Genomic DNA, 17,056 nt, shown 5'->3' with positions numbered 1-17,056 from the left:
TCATTCAATCATGTTCGATCATTTGAAGACATTGGCCGCATCGGCGCGCGAGCGTCGTATCCTGGACCTTTTCGCGGCCGATCCCGATCGCGCCGCGCGCTTTTCGGCGGGAACCGGGGACATGCATTTCGACTATTCCAAGACACTCATCGACGATGAAATCCGCGCGTCGCTGCTGAAGCTATGTGACGAGGCCGGGCTGGCGGCGCGCCGCGACGAGATGTTTGCGGGCGAGAAGATCAACGAGACCGAGGGCAGGGCGGTTCTGCACACCGCCTTGCGCAATCTCGATGGCGACCCGATCGAGGTCGATGGCGGCGACGTGATGCCCGAAGTGCTGGAGACCCTGCGCCGGATGCGGGTCTTTGCCGAGGAAATCCGCGGCGGGGCGGCGCAGGGCGCGGGCGGCGGCATTACGGATGTGGTGAACATAGGGATCGGGGGATCGGATCTTGGCCCCGTCATGGCGACGCTGGCGCTTTCTCCCTACCACGACGGCCCGCGCGTGCATTTCGTGTCGAACGTGGACGGCGCCCATATCGCGGACATTCTCCGCCCGCTGGACCCGACCCGGACACTGGTCATCGTGGCGTCCAAAACCTTCACCACGATCGAAACCATGACCAACGCCCGGACGGCGCGCGCATGGATGCAGGAGGGCGGCGGCGATCCGGCCCGTCAATTCGCGGCCGTATCCTCGGCGCTGGACCGGACCGAGGCGTTCGGGATCCCCGCTGACCGCGTTTTCGGATTTGCCGACTGGGTCGGCGGCAGGTACTCGGTTTGGGGGCCGGTCGGTCTGCCTGTTCTGATCGCGGTCGGGTCATACGCCTTCGACGCCTTCCTGCGCGGCGGTCAGGCGATGGATCTGCATTTCCGGTCCGCCGACTGGGCCGAGAACGTGCCCGTCATGCTGGCGCTTGTCGGGATCTGGCACCGGCAGGTATTGGGCTGCGCCAGCCGGGCGGTGCTGCCTTACGATCAGCGGCTGTTGCGGCTGCCGGCCTACTTGCAGCAGCTCGAGATGGAATCGAACGGCAAATCGGTGGCGATGGACGGTTCGGCACTGTCCGCACCGTGCGGGCCGATCATCTGGGGCGAACCCGGAACCAACGGGCAACATGCGTTTTTCCAGCTGATTCACCAGGGTACGGACGTGGTTCCCTGTGAATTTCTGGTTGCCGCGGAAGGGCACGAACCGGAACTGGCGCATCACCACCGGCTGCTGCTGGCCAATTGCTTAGCGCAGTCCGAAGCGTTGATGCGGGGGCGGTCCCTGGATGAGGCGCGCGCGCGGACGGCGGCCGCCGGTCTGACCGGCGAGGAACTGGAACGCCAGGCGCGGCATCGCGTCTTTCCGGGGAACCGGCCTTCGACCACGCTGATCTACCCGAAACTCACGCCGTTCGTTCTTGGGCAGATCGTGGCGCTTTACGAGCACCGCGTGTTCGTCGAGGGCACGATTCTTGGGATCAATTCCTTCGATCAGTGGGGTGTCGAGCTTGGCAAGGAGCTGGCCACCTCGCTGGGTCCGCTGGTGGACGGCGAAGCCGGCGCCGAGGGCAAGGACGGCTCGACCGCGGCCCTGATCGCCTACGCGCTGCGCTACAGATCCTGATCCGCGCCGGCGGGATAGTGGTGCCGTTGCGCCAAGTCTTGCAAGGTATGTTGTCAACCGGCGAATTGCTTGGCAGGGTCGCGTTGAGGAGGAGCCTTGATCACCCGGCATTCCCGGACTTGTCGAGGCACAGGAACAAAGATCGGGCGGCCGTGAACCCGCCCGGCCAAGGGGAGGATGCCACATGCTGGGACAGATGATGACGCAGCCGCTGCTGATCTCATCGCTTATCGACCATGCGGAACGCTATCACGGCCAGACCGAGATCTGGTCGGTGGAAACCGCCGGAGGCGTGACCCAGACAAGCTGGGCCGAAGTCGCGCGCAACGCCCGCCGGCTTGGCTCGGCGCTGAGCAAGCTGGGGCTCGAGCCGCAGGACAGGGTCGCCACGATCGCGTGGAACAACCGGCGCCATCTGGAGATCTATTACGGAGTGTCCGGCGCCGGTTTCGTCTGTCACACGATCAACCCGCGCCTGTTCCCGGAACAACTGGTCTATATCATCAACCACGCACAGGACCGGGTCGTGTTCGTGGACGCGACATTCGTGCCGCTGGTGGCCGCGCTGAGGGACCAACTGACCGAAACCCGCCATTTCGTGCTGATGGGTCCGCGGGACCAGGCCGCGTTGGATCAGGTGCCGGGCCTGCTGTTCTATGACGAATTGATCGAGACCGGCGACGAGGATTTCCAGTGGCCCAGCTTTGACGAAAACACCGCTTCGAGCCTGTGCTACACGTCGGGTACGACAGGCAACCCCAAGGGCGTTCTCTATTCCCACCGGTCCACGGTGCTGCACAGTTTTGCTTCGAACACGCGCGACGTGATCGGGTATTCGGCCATGGATGTGGTGCTGCCGGTGGTGCCGATGTTCCACGTCAATGCCTGGGGGTCGCCCTATGCCTGCGCCATGTCCGGCGCGCGGATGGTTTTGCCGGGGCCCGACCTGCATGGCGAGGCGTTGGTGGGCCTGATCGACACCTACGGGGTCACGCTGGCCATGGGCGTACCGACGATCTGGCAGGGTCTGCTGGCCCATGCCGCAAGTTCGGGCAGCAAGCTGGACAGCCTGCAGCGCACTGTCATCGGGGGCTCGGCCTGCCCGCCGTCGATGATCGCCAAGTTCCGCGATCAATACGGCGTCGAAACGGTCCATGCCTGGGGCATGTCGGAAATGAGCCCGCTGGGCACGTCGAACCACCCGCTTGCCAAGCACCGCGACCTGCCGCTTGAGGATCAGTACCGGCTGCGCGAGAACCAGGGGCGGCCGCCCTACGGCGTGGAACTCAAGATCGTCGACGACGACGGCAACGATCTGCCGAACGATGGCGTGACCCAGGGCGATCTGATGGTGCGCGGGCACTGGGTTCTGACCAGCTATTTCCATATGGAGGATCAGCAGTTGCTGCAGGACGGCTGGTTCGCCACCGGCGACGTCGCCACGCTGGACCCCGACGGCTACATGACGATCCGCGACCGGTCCAAGGACATCATCAAGTCCGGCGGCGAATGGATCAGTTCGGTCGAGTTGGAAAACATTGCGGTTGCGCATCCGAAACTGGCGACTGCCGCGGTCGTCGGCGTGAAACACCCCAAATGGGACGAACGCCCGCTGCTCGTGGCCGTGAAAGCCGACGGGCAGGAGCCCACGGAAGACGAATTGCTGAGTTTCTTCGACGGCAAGATCGCCAGCTGGCAGATCCCCGACAAGGTTGTCTTCGTGGACGCGCTGCCGCTGAATGCGACCGGCAAGGTGCTGAAGCGGAAACTGCGCGAGGAGTTCTTTGACGTTTTGACGGGGTAGGCGGGGAATGGAACGCCGATCGGCGCTGAAACAACGGATCAGCTGGAATTCACGGCGATAATGGCGGAGAGACAGGGATTCGAACCCTGGGTGGACTTGCGCCCACAACGGTTTTCGAGACCGTTTCTTGGGTTCTTCTGAGAATTGCAGAGTCAACAAAACAAGGGAATTGTCTGGTTCGAAATGGGCAAAGTCGGCATGGGTGAAGGGTAGGGGCGTGATAGGAATGTGTCAAAGCAGGGAACGGGAAGTTCTCCCGCTTCGGATTTTGAGCGGTAGTTCTGAATGGATGGTGCTTTCCGGAAAATGGGCGGGTTCCGGACCTTCGCTGCGATCGCATGCCTCACGGTCTAATCAGCAGGAGCGGACATTTCTTGGCGACGGAAACCGGGCTACGCCTCCGCGCTGCGGCAATGCGCTCCGATCTCGAGATTCGGCGTTCTGCAACACGGCCGATGCCGGTCATACTTCCGCATCAAACATCGTGTCTCCAGACGCCCTGCAAAGCATCGGGGTCCATTTTCACGATATGATCCGCCTCAGGAAACGCGCCGGATGAAACATCCGCGATGAACTCCTTGTAGGCGGCGACCCTTTCGGCCTGGAGACGGTCCCGCTCGGCCGCGAAGTTCCGGTAGGTCTTGGCATGGCGCGGGACATGCCCCCGGTTCTCGCCCAGCAGGTCGGCGGAAAACAGGTATTGCACATCGCACCCACCGCCCGAGCCCAGCGAGATCGTCAGCATCGATGTCCGTCTCGAGATCTCTGCAGCAAGGTTCGCGGTTACGACTTCCATCTCGACCGCGAAGGCACCGGCTGCCTCGAAATCCTGAACCTGCCGCCAGACCATCCTGGCCTGTTCCAGCGTCTTTCCCACGGCGCGGTAGCCGCCTGTCCAGGTGGCCTTGGGCGGCACCAGCCCGACATGGCAGATGACCGGCACCCCTTCGCGCGCAAGCGCCTCGACGACCGACGGGCTCATGCCGCAGTAGATCGATTGCGCGCCGGCTTGCATCGCCGCCATCGCGTCGCGCAGAACCTCCGTTGCATCGGCGTGTTTTCCCCAAGGCATCCCGAACTGGAAATGCGTATCGGGTACCGCCCTGGCAAAATGTGCGCGTTCCGGAATGAAGGCAGTACCTATCATGTCCATGCCCGCCTGCGACGCAGCGATGGCTTCTTCTTCGCGGGCGACCTGGACATAGGCCAATTGGCGCTTGCCTTTGGCCTCCAGCAGATCCCTGATCGTCAAGGCGGCCATTCAGTTCCCCGTCATCTTCTTGCGCCGCTCCTTCATCCGCTCGTTCGCCTCGCTGGTCCCGTCGTGGAACGAACCGAACAGCTTGTCCCACGGGATCTCGAGCGAGCCGTAATTGCACTCGAAGTAGCGGTGGTGCATCTGGTGATGGAACGTTCCCAATGCCAGGCGGTTCTTGTCCTTGACCAGAAGACCCTCGAACCCGGTGTGGGTGGTGGTGGCGGTCAGCGCGTAATACTGCAGATGGTAGAGGATGTGGACCGGATGCGCGGCAACGATCCAGTGGATCAGGACCGAGCCCAGAAAGATCACATGCTCCACGGGATGCATCGACATCCCGGACCATGGCCCCACGTTGATGTTCCGATGATGCAGCGCGTGCACGTGCCGGTAGAGGAACGGCACGTGCAGCAGGCGGTGGATCCAGTAGAAATAAAAGCTCTCCCACACCGGGATCAGCAGGAACAGCGCAATGAACCAGACCGGGTGCGCGGCCCAAGTCAGCATCGGCGCGTAGCCGTTCGCCAGGGCCCAGAACATCAGCACCTCGTATGCCGTCCAGACCGTGACGCCGCTGGCCAGGGTCCAGAACATGTTGTCCCTGATCTGGCCGCCCAGCGTGAACTGGCGCCCGTTCTTCATCAGCGGGCGCGTGTCATAGCGCAGTTTCTGACCTTGCCGGGTGAAGGTGTAGAAATAGAGGTGCAGCCCGCCGGCCACCAGCGACATCAGCACGAGGTTGCGCAAATACATCTGCGCGATCCATCCGAAGGCGAAGGTGCGCGACTCCTCCAGCGGCGGCTGGAACCAGTAGTACGACGCAAACGCGATGCCGACGATGATCAGCCGTTCTGTGATCAGGAACCACGAGTTCCAGACCCAGGCCAGCATGTCGAGCGGGCGCAGAGGCCGGGCGAAGAACGGGGAAACCTTGAGCGGGACGGCAGGAACATGGTTCCAGCCTTTGAGAGGTGCATCTGACATCCGAGTTGCCTTCCAACCGAGCAGCACAGGCCGGAGTTTGACAGAAGCGGAAACCTGTGAAAAACAGTTTTAATAGCGTAATAAAACCGGAAAAACCGAGGTAGTCGTGGCGATCACACTCAAGGCGATGGAGTATTACACAACCGCATTGCGCCATGGGAACATCGCGAGGGCCGCGGAAGAGTTGAACATCGCCGCTTCCGCCGTGTCCGCTGCGATTGACCAGGTTGAGGCCGCGTTCGATTTGACACTGATCACAAGACAGCGGTCACGCGGGATACAGGCCAATGCAAGCGGGCGCTTGGTGGCGCAAAAGTTCGAGCGCTTGCTTGAAGACTACCAATCGGTTCTTTCCGAGGGTGCAGATCTGAAGGAAGCCCTGAGCGGCACGTTGCGCATCGGGTATTACGCGCCCGTTGCCCCCGCTTTCTTGCCGTCCATCCTTTCCTCCTTCGTTCCCGAGGGCAACAAAGTGGTGCTGCATCTCGAAGAATGCGACAACAACAGCGCACAGGATGGCTTGGTGAACGGAACATACGACGTCATTCTCTTCGTCGGTGAGGATGTGCGGCCCACCGTCGATTTCGACGTTCTGGTCGAGGCCCCTGCCTACTGCCTGTTGCCCGCGTCGCATCCTTTGGCCACGCAAGGCAGTGTGAGCATGGCGCAGGTTGCAAAAGAGCCTCTTGTTGTACTCAACCGTCCTGTTGCGGCAACTTATTACCAGGGCCTTCTTGAAGCGCACACCAAGGATATCTCGATCGTTGCCTACGCAAACTCGACCGAGATGGTGCGCAGTCTTGTCAGCGCAGGCCATGGATGCGCGGTTCTCAACATGCAGCCGCTGACGTCGACAAGCTATTGCGGCGCCGAGTTGGCGGGTTTGCCGATTTCCGATCCGCTGCCGCCTCTGCCCCTTGCCGTCGGCTACGACAAATCGCGCCCTCGCCGCCTGGTGCAGCATTTCGTTGACGCCTGTCACGAACACTTCTCCGACACCGGAAATGAAAGATGCATCGTCGAAAGACAACGGGTCTGATCGCCGGCGTCAGCTTTTCCGGGGGAAGCAATCTCGCCGCGGTTTGCTGCATCGGGGCAGGATCATCGGCTGCGTGATCGTCAGCATATCGCAAATGATGCCACCGCCGGTAGCGGTTACCATACCCATGCTGGCGGCGTCCAACAATGGCGCTCCGAATGCAAGCGCCGCATGGCAGCCGACCACAGCGAAGGCCGCCAGTCCCAGGACGGAATGAAGAAGAGCGTGATCAGGGCGGCGGCCAGGCACACTGTGAGTTCGGTGTATCGGGACCTGCGTCCATTTTCGGGCTTTTTTTGGCAGGTTTCTCTGATCCCAACCTTCGATCGCCCGGTCTTGCAGTGTGCCCGGGGCGGAGCGATTGAGACGAGATGAGACGGAAATTCGGAAATCACCGAGGCCTCGGCGAAAAGGTCGCCAAGGACATATGTGAGAAGATCAGCAAACGCTCTGCGGTTTCCTAGGCACGAAGGATCGCCGTATCGGACGCGCCAGAGTTCCGGTTCGTCCGTCGCCGGAATGCCCCCGGAAGTCGCAGGCCGGTTGGGAACTCAACCCCTTTGCCAGTCCGCAATCGATCGCGCCGTGTCCAGCATCGGCTGCTGGTTCAGGCGAATGAACCCCTGGTTCGGCCGGTCGAGATCATGGATCAGCATGATGACGGCTGTCACAAGAAAGGCCATCAACAAGGTTGAGCTTCCCAGCCGGGAGGTTTCCAGCGCGGCAACGTATCCGGAAAAGCCCATCGCGCAACAGGCGACGAAATAGATCGTCAGGTAAACCACTTCAGGGATATGAGCGCGGCTGGCGGCGAGCCGGGTGGTCTGAAGATCGATCGTGGTATTCAGCGCGTCTATGTACAGGCCGGTCGGAACCATCGCCGGATCAAGCGCCGCTGCCTTCATGGCGCGCTGCCACAGGGTTTCCTGGATTTCGTTGGACCGGTTCACAAGCGCCTTGAGATCGACGTGCGTCGGACCAACTTCGGCGATCCTCTGCCGGAGATCAATGTACTCGGCAATGAGTGCGACGCTTTCACCGGCATAGGGCACCGGTATCATGCGCGCCCGCAGCGCGGCGGTTCCTATTGCGTTGGCCTCTTCGAGAAGCGCAAGGCGACGCGCTTCATGCCGGCTCAGAGCCATGGCGAAGGTGAAGCCAACCAGCAAGGCGAGCATTCCCAGGATCGCGGAATGCAGCGTCGTGACGCTCGTTCCGCCCGCGGCTTCGCGAGACCTGGAAAACCAGACACCGATCAAGGCGCTGCCCACGAAGAGCATGATCGTGGCGGCAAGTGTAAACCACAGTGAAAAATCTATGACTTCGGGCATTTGACACTCGCGGTTCGGAGCATGAATACGTCCCTTTGGCCGGACGCGAATTGAACACGTTCGACACCATCATCTGCGAGCAATCTGTTCCTCTCGTCAATCTGGAACAAAACAATAAATTCGATTGCTCGCAGTCCTTTTTCCCCTTGATGCCCATAAAACCCCGCGGTGCCGACGACGCATCACGTTTCAGATGCGCGCCCGCGGCGAATGTCGAATCTTGTGCGCCGCGCTGCAGAGAGGGCTGGCGCAGGTGAACGGCGCGAGTGGGCCAGGAGAGTGGGTTGGGAGCCTTTTGTTCCAAGCTGATGCTGTAATGGTCCAAAGGTCTGGAGTGAGCCCAGTCTTGTCTTTGCTGGTAGCCGCAGTGTTCTTGGCGTGGGCGATTTTTTCGGACCTTCGCCGCGATCAATTAAAAAGACCGCTCCAGTCTTCCTTGAAGGTTGTTGGCAAGGCGAAGGCGGAAAACAAAGCGTCCTTTACGCCACTTCGAGAAACACTCTTCTCAAGGTGTCTTCCGAAACGGCTCCGGGCGCTCCGATTGCGACGAGGCGTGTTTCCGGCTTGCGGCTTCCCCACTTTTTGTCTCGCGCAATGTCGATGCGCTTGCCGACAACCTGCACGACGATCCGGTGTTCGGGGGCCTCCTCGCTGAAGACGAACCCTTTTATGCGGTACACCTCGCCTGGCAGTTCCTTGATTGCTTCTCGCAGGCCCGACAAGGTGACCGGAAGGTCCGAGCGGAACATCGTGGTCGAGAATTGAGCCGCGTGGTCATGGTGATGCGAGTGTTCTGGACACCCGCAACCGGAGTCATGAACGTGGTCAGGCACGTCCGCATCCAGTTGCTCGGCGGAAAACCTGCCGACCGAGAGAAGTATGTCGAGCGGTACGTCAGCGTCGACTGCTTCCACCAACCGGTAGCGGCGGAAGCGAGAGCCCAGCCATTCGTGGACCTTCTGCACCGTTTCCCGGTTTACGAGATCCACCTTGTTTAGGACTACCATGTCCGAGAAGGCGATCTGGCGCAGTTTCAGTTCCATTTGTTCTGGCGCCGCAAAGACTTGTTCAGCGTCGACGAGGCACATGATGCTGTCGAGGCGGATCATGTCGCGGAACCTTTGGTCGGTAAAAGTCATGGCGATGGAAGACGGGTCGGAAACGCCGCTGGCTTCCAGCAGGATGTATTCCGGCCGCTCCGGACGGGCGAGCACCGCCTCGACCGTCTCGATCAGGTCATCCCGGATCGAGCAGCAGACGCAGCCATTGGCGAGGCTCATGACGTCGTCCTCGACGCCCACTACGAGATCGGCATCGACATTGATGGACCCGAAATCATTGACCAGAACTGCGACGCGCAGGCCGTGGTTTCCGGTAAGGATCCGGTTCAGAAGGGTTGTCTTACCGGCTCCGAGGAAGCCGGTAAGGATGGTGACGGGAACGGCAGAGGTTGAGCCGAATTCGATCATGCAGGCACCTGTTCCTTACTTGTCGCGGGGACCGAGCACGTCGGACACCTTGATCGTTAGGTCCTTCGGCCATTCACCGTCGGGAGCGCGGAAGACATCCTCGGGGTAGTATTCCTTCGGATCGATCTCCATGTCGCGGTACTTCTGATCCTGCTGATCGGCGCGGGTCAGGCGTGGATTTGGCAGCGTAATCTCTTCGGGCAGTTCGAGCCGACCGGCATCCACTTCGGCTTGCAACTCGCGGAACGGCGGCACCGTTCCCGATTTACCAGGAATCACCGCCTTGCGATACCAGATTGCCTCCTTGGTGACATTCACGACAGCAACGTCGATGCCCCACTGGAACAGGCCGTCGTAATGCGCGCGGATACCTGCCAGCATCTCCGCATCGATATCCTCGTCCTGCGTGTAGTGGGTGACCATGCCAAGCCTTGGACGCGCATCCGCGAAAAGCTTGCCGACCGCGTAGTGAGAGGTGTGGTGCGTATCGATGGTGTAGTTGAAGAGCTCTTGCGGGATACCGTATTTGTAGGTCATTAGTTGGCCGATATCTTGACCGGACATTTCGGTCACGAACACGTCAGCGCCTTCGCCATATTTCCGCGACAACTCGTCAGGGCGACCATCACCCGTCCAGACAAAGCTGAGGCCGTTCCAATCGAGGCGGTATCCCACAGCGCCGTCCTTGGCGTGGCTTCGCGGCCACGAACGTACCGTGACACCATCCTCGTCATAGACGACGCCCCCCTCTTGACGGAAGTCGAACTCGTTGACCTCAATCTCGTACCCGTCTCCGATGGGAAATACGTCGAAGGCTTCCAGATGCCACCTCAGCATCTGCTTCATACCGTCGACCATTGCTTGGGTGCCAAGTTCCGGGGTGCGCCCCGAAGGCCCATGGATGCGCAGTGGCGTGTACCCGCCCGACCACGCCCGGAACGGATAGATGTAGGGAATGTCGGCATAGTGGTCGACGTGAAGATGCGAGATGAAGATGTCGTTGATCAATTGCCCCGGCACCTGCATTCCCACGATATTGCGCACGCAACCCGAGCCGAAATCGAAAAAGAAGCGCTTGCCGTTGCCAAGCTCGACCATGATGCACGTCCCGGCCTGATCCTCCCGCGGCGGATAGGGGGTTGAGCCGCAGAAGGAGATGCGCATCTCGTCAGGACCAAGCTCCTCGGAGAGCGGGAAATAGTTGGCGTTGGAGCCCGTCATGTATTTGGTCGGTCGGAAGTATTCGGGCAGGCTGATGCCCCCGGCCGGGCGGCCGCCATACGGGTTCTTAAGCTCCGCCCCGAGTGGCCCGCTGCCTTCGTGAGCCTCGGCGCTCCCGGCTGCCAACCCTGCGGCGCCGGTTGCTGCAGCGCCTGTCGCGATGCCTTTCAGCACTGTGCGGCGCGTCGGGTCCTGCGGCGCACCGTCCTCGATGTGGTTCGGCTGTTTCGGGTCGTTCTGAATGTCTTTGGTCATTCGATGCGTCCTTCGTTGACGTGCCGGCCGCATAGGGCCACGAAAAAGGTGCTTAGAAGATGCACAATGGCGCGTCAGAACAGTGATCGAGATTCCGCAAATTTTTGCTTTTTGCTGAACTGCCGCTACTGTTCTGTGATGGCACGCGAAAATCAAATTTTGCTTCAGGCATGTTTCAATGACGTGGACTTGTTCTGCGACACCACGAGACATTGGGACCTCGACTTCAAGCCATTGTCCGGTGTGAACAACGGCCTGGCGGCTGCAGAAGTCGTACAGGTCGGTTTTGGCGAAGTCGAATTCGGCTCCGCGCGAATTCGTGCGTCACTCGATCAGGCAGGAGCCCCCCCGGCTGGCCGGCACACCTTGGTGGTACTCGGCTCAAGCATCCGAAACCTGTGGTGGAGAGGCAGGACGGTAACCTCTGATGACGTTCTGATCTTTCCTGAAGGGGCTGAAATTGCATGTTTTTCTGGACCTGACTTTCTCAATTTCTGCCTGTCGGTGACCGAACAATACGTTGTGGAACTCGCCGAGCGCGCTCAAGTGCAGCTTCCTGCCTTGAAGCGCCGTCCGGAAGTGTTCCGTCCTGCACCGCAGGTGATTCACGCCGCACGAAGCGTTCTTGCCGAAACCCGCATCCGCCCTGCGTCGGTATCGCAGGATGCAGTCCGCGACACGACGGACAGTCTCGTCTTGGCCTGGCTCGCGCAAGGCGGGGTGCACCTGAACGAAAGATCTCCCCGCAAGGGGGAACGTGGCCTTGCCAGGTGCCTCTCGCTGATCGAAGCGTCACCGCATAGACAACTGCCGGTGTTGGAGCTATGCGAACTCGCCGGTGTATCGCGGCGGACGCTTGAGGCGTTGTTCCATGATCGATTTGGCGTCGGACCTGCCGCTTTCATGAAAATGCGACGTCTCGCTTCTGTGCGGAGCGATCTCCGAAAATCTCCCCCGGACGAGACCCTCATTGGCGACGCAATGTCGAAATACGGTTTCATGCATGTTGGTCAGTTCGCCGCTGATTACAGAAAAGCCTTTGGAGAGCGGCCTTCCGAGACACTTAAAGACGGCCGGCGCAGGGTTGCCGAGAGCAGACATTGACCATCGACCTAGTCTGTGAACGGTCAGGGCCGGCAACGTCGACGAATTCACGAATCCGCTCGCAGCGACCGCAGCGCCCCTTGACAGCTGCAAGTCATGAACAACCTCCTGGCCAATCCTGCCGAAGCCCGACGTCCTATGCTGCAGCGCCACCAACCAGCCGGAACACATCCCTTGGGTCACGCAGCCCCTTGAGGCTCAACTTGCCGCCCGTTTCGACCTGATAATCGTCCTCTACAGGCCCCTCGTCCTCGCGGCTCCGGTCAATGACCTCAAGAATACTGCGTGTCGCTTGCTCACGCTCATGCCCGCGAACAAGGTCGGCCAGCAGAAATTCCCGAGTTGCACCTTTCTGCACGGCCAATCCCCCGTCCCGTTACTCACAGTGAAGAACTTAGGCATGCCAATCTACACTCGCCAGACAAATGCACTTCCGGCGTTCCGAGAAAGTTGGCTCCGTTGAATTATGAAGTTCCTGGGTGGCGCACGAATGGCCGGTTTGGCGAAGTTGCACTACAGCGGCGATGGATGTGGTGAATGACAGCTTTGGGCCGTTTTCGCCAGTTCGACGTCTCCTAAACTGGGGCGGCAAGCGGCCATTCGCCGTATTTTGCTTCAACGGTGAAAATGCGTTGTTAGCGCCGAAGTGCTCGCTCCCTGACAATCGACGGCTGTTGTCCTTCACTCACTGTTGCCGACAGCTACAGAGTTTCAAGTTAAGCGAATGGCAGATTTTTTCACGAGCTTTTCGGTTTGCCAATCGTCAGTTCACCATTCCGCACCAAAGCGATCCAATACATTGCTCGTGATGCGTTCCACCTGCCAGTCATGGCGGGCAAGTCCCATGACCCATTCGCATGTGCCTGCAGTGAATACCTCGCCCTTGCCGCGTTTCCAGGATACGATCACACCGTTGCCGCGCGTGGAGCGGTCCAGGGTCTCCGGGGTGATCTCACCGAACAAGGACAACGCCTTGAAGGCCGCGTCGGCGGACCCGATGTAGACCGTCTCGCCCCAGGTGCCGTGGTCGGGCTCCACATTGGTCGCCAGCCCCATCGCCAGGATCTCCAGTGCCGGGTCGGCCCCGTCCGCGCCTGTGGCGAATGGCAACCCGTCCTCCATTCTGCAATCGACTCCGTCCACTTCGTATCCGAAGATGCGCGAAGACGCGCCCAGTTGGTCGCCGTACCCGAGCTGTGTTCCTTCGAATGCCCAATGCTGCGGGCGGTAGACGGTGAAACCGTTGCTGCCCTGACCGGTGCAGCGGCCCAATCCTGCATACATCCCTTTCAGCCCATTGGCCCCAAAGGTCTGAGCTCCCGGCCAGTTCACAGGGGCGACCTCCCATGCAGCGGTGACGAGGTGCTCTTGGTCCGTGCCCACCAGTGGATCCTGCGTCGCGATGTACTTGTAGCAGACCTGGGTGCGCCCCGCGTTCTCGATTCGGGTCTGCCAGAGGAAGTTTCCGGCAAAACGCGCCACCCGTCCGCCGTTTTCAGTGAACCTGTCCACCGCCCTGCGCATGTTGGCACTCCAATACTCGTCATGGCCAACGAACACCGCGCAGGCATGGCGGCTCAACAGGTCCGGATCGGCCTCGAGGTCGTGCTGTGTGGCGAAGTCAAACTCGTACCCTTGCGCTTCGGCCCAGCGGGCGAAATGACGTTCATAGCTGGCCCAGCCGGCAGAGGCGTATTTCTTGGAATAGCCATAGGCATAGGCCCATTCCATGTAAGGGTAACGCACCATGCCGCCCGGAACGTGGGTCACGTCGGGAACGGCCCGTGGAGCGCCTTCGGGCAGCTTGCAGAAACCCCGCGTCCAAGGGCGCTGAGTAGAAACCACGGGCGAGAAGGCGTTGCGTTCGGGGCCGGTGATCCCTTCGTAGTGGTTCGACCCGCCCCAACAATTGTAGGCCAGCCAGGTTCCGGTGGCGCAGACCAGGACATAAGGCGCGGCCGGGCGATCCGCCTCGCGGCGCAGCAAGAACAGATGGTGTTCCTCGACCACGTCACCATCGCGTTCCGCCCGCAGCGTGACCAGATAGCCGCCTTCATTCCAGTCTTTCGGTATGGTGAATTCATAGGTTGCGGCCCAATCGCAGCCGCGAACCGAGCAATCCGGCGGTGTTTCCTGATGCACACCCGGCAGATCGGTCTCCTGCAAAACCGGGTGGTAAGTCGCACCATCACGACCGATTTCCAGGTCCCAGGTGGCGGCGGTGGTCGAGACCTGCAGCGCGACCCGGTCGCCCGGGGAATAGGTGAAACGCTCGGTATAGCCCCAGACCTCCAGCACGTTTCGGTCCCGTGCTGGGCCGATGTAGTAATTGTCCAGGATGTGCCGTGCCTTGGCGCGAGTGCGCGGGGTGGTAGCCGGACCGGCGCTCTCCGAATTCGTCATTTTGTCTGAGTCTCCTGGTTGCACGGCGACGAGCTCGATCCAGCCTATTCCGGCAGGTATTTTTCCGACCAGCTTTCTCCGGCGGCGCCGTTGACGATCATCTCATGGATACGTTCGGTACTGTACCCGAGTTGTTCCAGTACCTTGCGGGTATGTGCGCCGTATTTCGGCATCGGACCTGGGATTCGAACTCGAGCCTTTGCGGGGCGGACCGCATTTGGCGCAACCAGATCGCACCAGCGCCCCATGGGGTGCAGGTCGTGGCGCACCACGCTGAAGGTCCCTTGGTCGAGGTCAATCTCTCCCACGCTTTCCAATTGCAGCGCCGCATCCCGCGTGGCGTGCAGTGAGCCGAGCGGCATCACCGTGCTTGACGTCCCTGAAAAGGCAGTGGCCCAGTGCGCGGTGGGTCGGGTGCCGAAACGACCGCTAAGTGCGGTGGCCAAAGCGTCCTCGGGCAAGTCCGCCAAATCCGCCAGATCGGGCACTTCGCACAGCGCCTCCTGCCGGTTGGTGGGAGCGGCAAAGAACATCCAGCCATCCGCGGCACGGTAGCAGTGGTAGAACGGTCCCCAGCCAAGCGCCTCGCGTCCCGAGGGTTCGTCGAACGGCGCCCTGCCGTCGAAATCGTACATCAGTTGCGCCTGGATCAGGTTGCCGGCCGCCGCCAACGCCGCACGGGCGATGCCTCCCTCGCCGGTACGTTCCAGCCGCAGCAAGGCCGCGCCAAGCGCCACACAAGCGCAATAACCGGTCAGCACGTCGATTGTGCCAAAATGAGCGTGTTCTTCCGGGGTTTCCATTCCACCACCAAAGCGCACCATTACCCCGGTCGCGGCCTGGGCCAGATCGTCGTAGCCAAGATGGTCGGATTTCGGTCCACGCGATGGCCCGCCGAACGCATCCAATTGCACCAGGATCAGGCGTGGATTGATCGTGGCCAGCTGCTCCGGTGACAGACCCAGCGCGTCGCGTTGGGCATCCGTGCCGTTCATGGTGATGACGTCCGATCGGGCGATCAGCTTTCGAAGCGCATCCTGCCCGGTCGGTTTACGCAGGTTCAGCAGCACGCTTTCCTTGCCGCGATGGGCATGCAGACCAAAGACCACGGCATTCCACGGATCGACCGAGGGCGAGACCGGTTGCACCATTGTCACTTCAGCACCGTAGCGGGCAAGGGTCGAACCGATGGTGGGGCCCGCGATCACGTTGGTCAGGTCGAGCACCTTGAGCCCGTCGAGCCAGCCCGCGGAGCCGGCAACCGCCGGCGCGGTCCGGGGCGCCTCGGCCAGTATCTTGGCGAGTTGTTCCCGCGCGCCGTCCTCCACGGGACCAGGGCGCTTCACCAACGCCATGTCGTCTCCTGCCAGCCAAGCGACATTTCCCATCTGCTTCATTCGACCGTGACGCGGGTCATCGACCTCAAGGACCAAGCCGGAGGCCAACGCATGGGGGTCGTGCATCCACTCCCGGCTGGAACGCTGAGCGGTAGCCGGGGCCTTGGCCGCGCCGAACAGCATCTCCCAATCATGCGAGGGTTTCGTGAGAAAGGCCGCCTTCATTGCGTCGGATATTCGGGCACGATCCTTCTCGCCCACAGGGTAGTTTCGCAGCGCCCATGTGTCCGGCCAATCCACCTGATCGAGATATGCGTCGAAATCGGGCAAGCCGTCCGCAAGATCCTTGAGACCCAGCGTTTCCAAGACCCTACGAGGGTGGTTCACAATACTGCACGCCACCACGTAGAAGCCGCGGCCGTCGGCGCAGGTATAGGTGCGATAGAAGGGGTCGAGGAACTCGGACAGTTCTTCGTAGCGCAAATCCATTGGCAAACCTTCAGCGGAACGGCGATCCAGTTCGACCTCGCGCGGAGATTTGAAGCGTTGGGGGTAGTCTTCGATTTGTTCACAATTGTAGACCAGTCCCTCCAATAGCGCCGAGGCCAACGGGACCTCGATATGATCGCCGCCATTTCTTGGACGGGCATACAGAGCGAACTGGACAGCCATCGCTCCAAACGCCGCACCGTAGGCCGAGGCCAGGGTAAGGGGCGTGAACGAGGGATTGATGCCCATCAGCCGCCGGTTCAACCCCATGTCGGTGAACTGGCCGGTGCGGGCGGCGATAACCGCCTCCCACGCAGGCAGATCGGCCAGCGCCGGATCAGTCGAGGCAAAGCCCGGAAGCGACAGCGAGATGATCTGCGGGTTGATGCGGCGCAATTCTTCAGGCCCGAGACCAAGACGGGACATGACACCGGGACGGAAGTTCTCGATCACCACGTCGGCGCGGGCAACAAGATCCCGTGCGATGGCCAATCCGTCGTCGGATTTCAGATCCAGTGTCAGCGCGGATTTGCCGCGCGACAGCATATCGGTGGCGGGTTCCTTCAGCCGAGGGCCGCTTGGGGGATCAATTCGGATCACATCTGCACCCAGATCCGCCAGCATCATGCCCACAAGCGGACCGGCGAGGTATTGGCCGAAATCGAGAACACGGATGTGCTCAAGTGGGCGGGTCGTCATCGAGTGAATCTCCTGTCGCCATACGCAAACCGGTTGCGCTGACTT

13 protein-coding genes are annotated in these 17,056 nt (G+C 61.0%); 4 read left to right on the top strand and 9 right to left on the bottom strand.

Translation table 11 applies throughout. The features are described 5' to 3' along the window. The first annotated feature begins 10 nt into the window (after positions 1-10). Together pgi and FGK63_RS05655 are read left to right on the top strand one after the other, a co-directional pair. Complete coding sequence (pgi, locus tag FGK63_RS05660) at positions 11-1,618, top strand: glucose-6-phosphate isomerase (protein ID WP_138840637.1); 1,608 nt, start codon at positions 11-13, stop codon at positions 1,616-1,618. Between the two features lie 184 nt (positions 1,619-1,802). Next, entirely contained in the window at positions 1,803-3,422 is a 1,620-nt protein-coding gene (locus tag FGK63_RS05655; RefSeq protein ID WP_138840636.1) for a long-chain-fatty-acid--CoA ligase, read from the top strand. Positions 3,423-3,897: 475 nt separating this feature from the next. Here FGK63_RS05655 and FGK63_RS05650 read toward each other — a convergent pair whose 3' ends face one another. Then, positions 3,898-4,683, bottom strand: a complete 786-nt coding sequence (locus FGK63_RS05650) for a 3-methyl-2-oxobutanoate hydroxymethyltransferase (protein ID WP_138840635.1) — start codon at positions 4,681-4,683, stop codon at positions 3,898-3,900. Next, positions 4,684-5,664 (bottom strand): sterol desaturase family protein, encoded by a 981-nt coding sequence (locus FGK63_RS05645; protein ID WP_138840634.1) that lies wholly within the window; start codon positions 5,662-5,664, stop codon positions 4,684-4,686. It abuts the gene before it with no gap. A gap of 106 nt (positions 5,665-5,770) precedes the next feature. Here FGK63_RS05645 and FGK63_RS05640 point away from each other — a divergent pair, with 106 nt between their 5' ends. Continuing rightward, entirely contained in the window at positions 5,771-6,703 is a 933-nt protein-coding gene (locus tag FGK63_RS05640; protein WP_138840633.1) for a LysR family transcriptional regulator, read from the top strand. Positions 6,704-6,712: 9 nt separating this feature from the next. Here the strand turns inward: FGK63_RS05640 and FGK63_RS21185 are convergent, their stop codons facing one another. From FGK63_RS21185 to gntH, 4 genes are all read right to left on the bottom strand, one after another. Next, the gene (locus FGK63_RS21185) at positions 6,713-6,952 is read right to left on the bottom strand and encodes a TRIC cation channel family protein (RefSeq protein ID WP_171052583.1); all 240 of its coding nucleotides are present in this window, start codon (positions 6,950-6,952) and stop codon (positions 6,713-6,715) included. Between the two features lie 302 nt (positions 6,953-7,254). After that, a complete protein-coding gene (locus tag FGK63_RS05630; protein WP_138840632.1) occupies positions 7,255-8,034 on the bottom strand; it encodes a bestrophin-like domain in 780 nt (259 codons plus the stop codon). Between the two features lie 479 nt (positions 8,035-8,513). Next, positions 8,514-9,503: a CobW family GTP-binding protein gene (locus FGK63_RS05625; RefSeq protein WP_138840631.1), complete on the bottom strand. Its 990-nt coding sequence runs from the start codon at positions 9,501-9,503 to the stop codon at positions 8,514-8,516. A 15-nt stretch (positions 9,504-9,518) separates the two neighbouring features. Continuing rightward, positions 9,519-10,979, bottom strand: coding sequence for a guanitoxin biosynthesis MBL fold metallo-hydrolase GntH (gntH, locus tag FGK63_RS05620; RefSeq protein ID WP_138840630.1), 1,461 nt, complete (start codon positions 10,977-10,979; stop codon positions 9,519-9,521). Positions 10,980-11,045: 66 nt separating this feature from the next. On the opposite strand from gntH, the gene FGK63_RS05615 reads away from it, so the two are divergent. Further along, on the top strand, positions 11,046-12,083 hold the full coding sequence (locus tag FGK63_RS05615) for a helix-turn-helix domain-containing protein (protein ID WP_171052582.1): 1,038 nt from the start codon (positions 11,046-11,048) through the stop codon (positions 12,081-12,083). A 136-nt stretch (positions 12,084-12,219) separates the two neighbouring features. On the opposite strand, the gene FGK63_RS05610 is transcribed toward FGK63_RS05615, so the two are convergent. From FGK63_RS05610 to FGK63_RS05600, 3 genes are all read right to left on the bottom strand, one after another. Further along, positions 12,220-12,447: a hypothetical protein gene (locus FGK63_RS05610; RefSeq protein WP_138840628.1), complete on the bottom strand. Its 228-nt coding sequence runs from the start codon at positions 12,445-12,447 to the stop codon at positions 12,220-12,222. Positions 12,448-12,851: 404 nt separating this feature from the next. Continuing rightward, positions 12,852-14,486, bottom strand: a complete 1,635-nt coding sequence (locus tag FGK63_RS05605) for a N,N-dimethylformamidase beta subunit family domain-containing protein (RefSeq protein ID WP_138840627.1) — start codon at positions 14,484-14,486, stop codon at positions 12,852-12,854. A 44-nt stretch (positions 14,487-14,530) separates the two neighbouring features. Further along, the gene (locus FGK63_RS05600) at positions 14,531-17,011 is read right to left on the bottom strand and encodes a CoA transferase (RefSeq protein ID WP_138840626.1); all 2,481 of its coding nucleotides are present in this window, start codon (positions 17,009-17,011) and stop codon (positions 14,531-14,533) included. Positions 17,012-17,056: the final 45 nt, after the last annotated feature.

Origin of the sequence: Ruegeria sediminis (assembly GCF_005938215.1) — a bacterium.
Taxonomy (GTDB): Bacteria; Pseudomonadota; Alphaproteobacteria; order Rhodobacterales; family Rhodobacteraceae; genus Ruegeria; species Ruegeria sediminis.
This window is presented reverse-complemented; position numbering and strand designations above follow the sequence as displayed.

Coding starts and splice junctions, on each gene's coding strand:
- FGK63_RS05605 (WP_138840627.1), bottom strand. CDS start 14,486: ATGACGAATTCGGAGAGCGCCGGTCCGGCTACCACCCCGCGCACTCGC.
- FGK63_RS05655 (WP_138840636.1), top strand. CDS start 1,803: ATGCTGGGACAGATGATGACGCAGCCGCTGCTGATCTCATCGCTTATC.
- FGK63_RS05650 (WP_138840635.1), bottom strand. CDS start 4,683: ATGGCCGCCTTGACGATCAGGGATCTGCTGGAGGCCAAAGGCAAGCGC.
- FGK63_RS05625 (WP_138840631.1), bottom strand. CDS start 9,503: ATGATCGAATTCGGCTCAACCTCTGCCGTTCCCGTCACCATCCTTACC.
- pgi (WP_138840637.1), top strand. CDS start 11: ATGTTCGATCATTTGAAGACATTGGCCGCATCGGCGCGCGAGCGTCGT.
- gntH (WP_138840630.1), bottom strand. CDS start 10,979: ATGACCAAAGACATTCAGAACGACCCGAAACAGCCGAACCACATCGAG.
- FGK63_RS05600 (WP_138840626.1), bottom strand. CDS start 17,011: ATGACGACCCGCCCACTTGAGCACATCCGTGTTCTCGATTTCGGCCAA.
- FGK63_RS05630 (WP_138840632.1), bottom strand. CDS start 8,034: ATGCCCGAAGTCATAGATTTTTCACTGTGGTTTACACTTGCCGCCACG.
- FGK63_RS05615 (WP_171052582.1), top strand. CDS start 11,046: ATGGCGCGTCAGAACAGTGATCGAGATTCCGCAAATTTTTGCTTTTTG.
- FGK63_RS05645 (WP_138840634.1), bottom strand. CDS start 5,664: ATGTCAGATGCACCTCTCAAAGGCTGGAACCATGTTCCTGCCGTCCCG.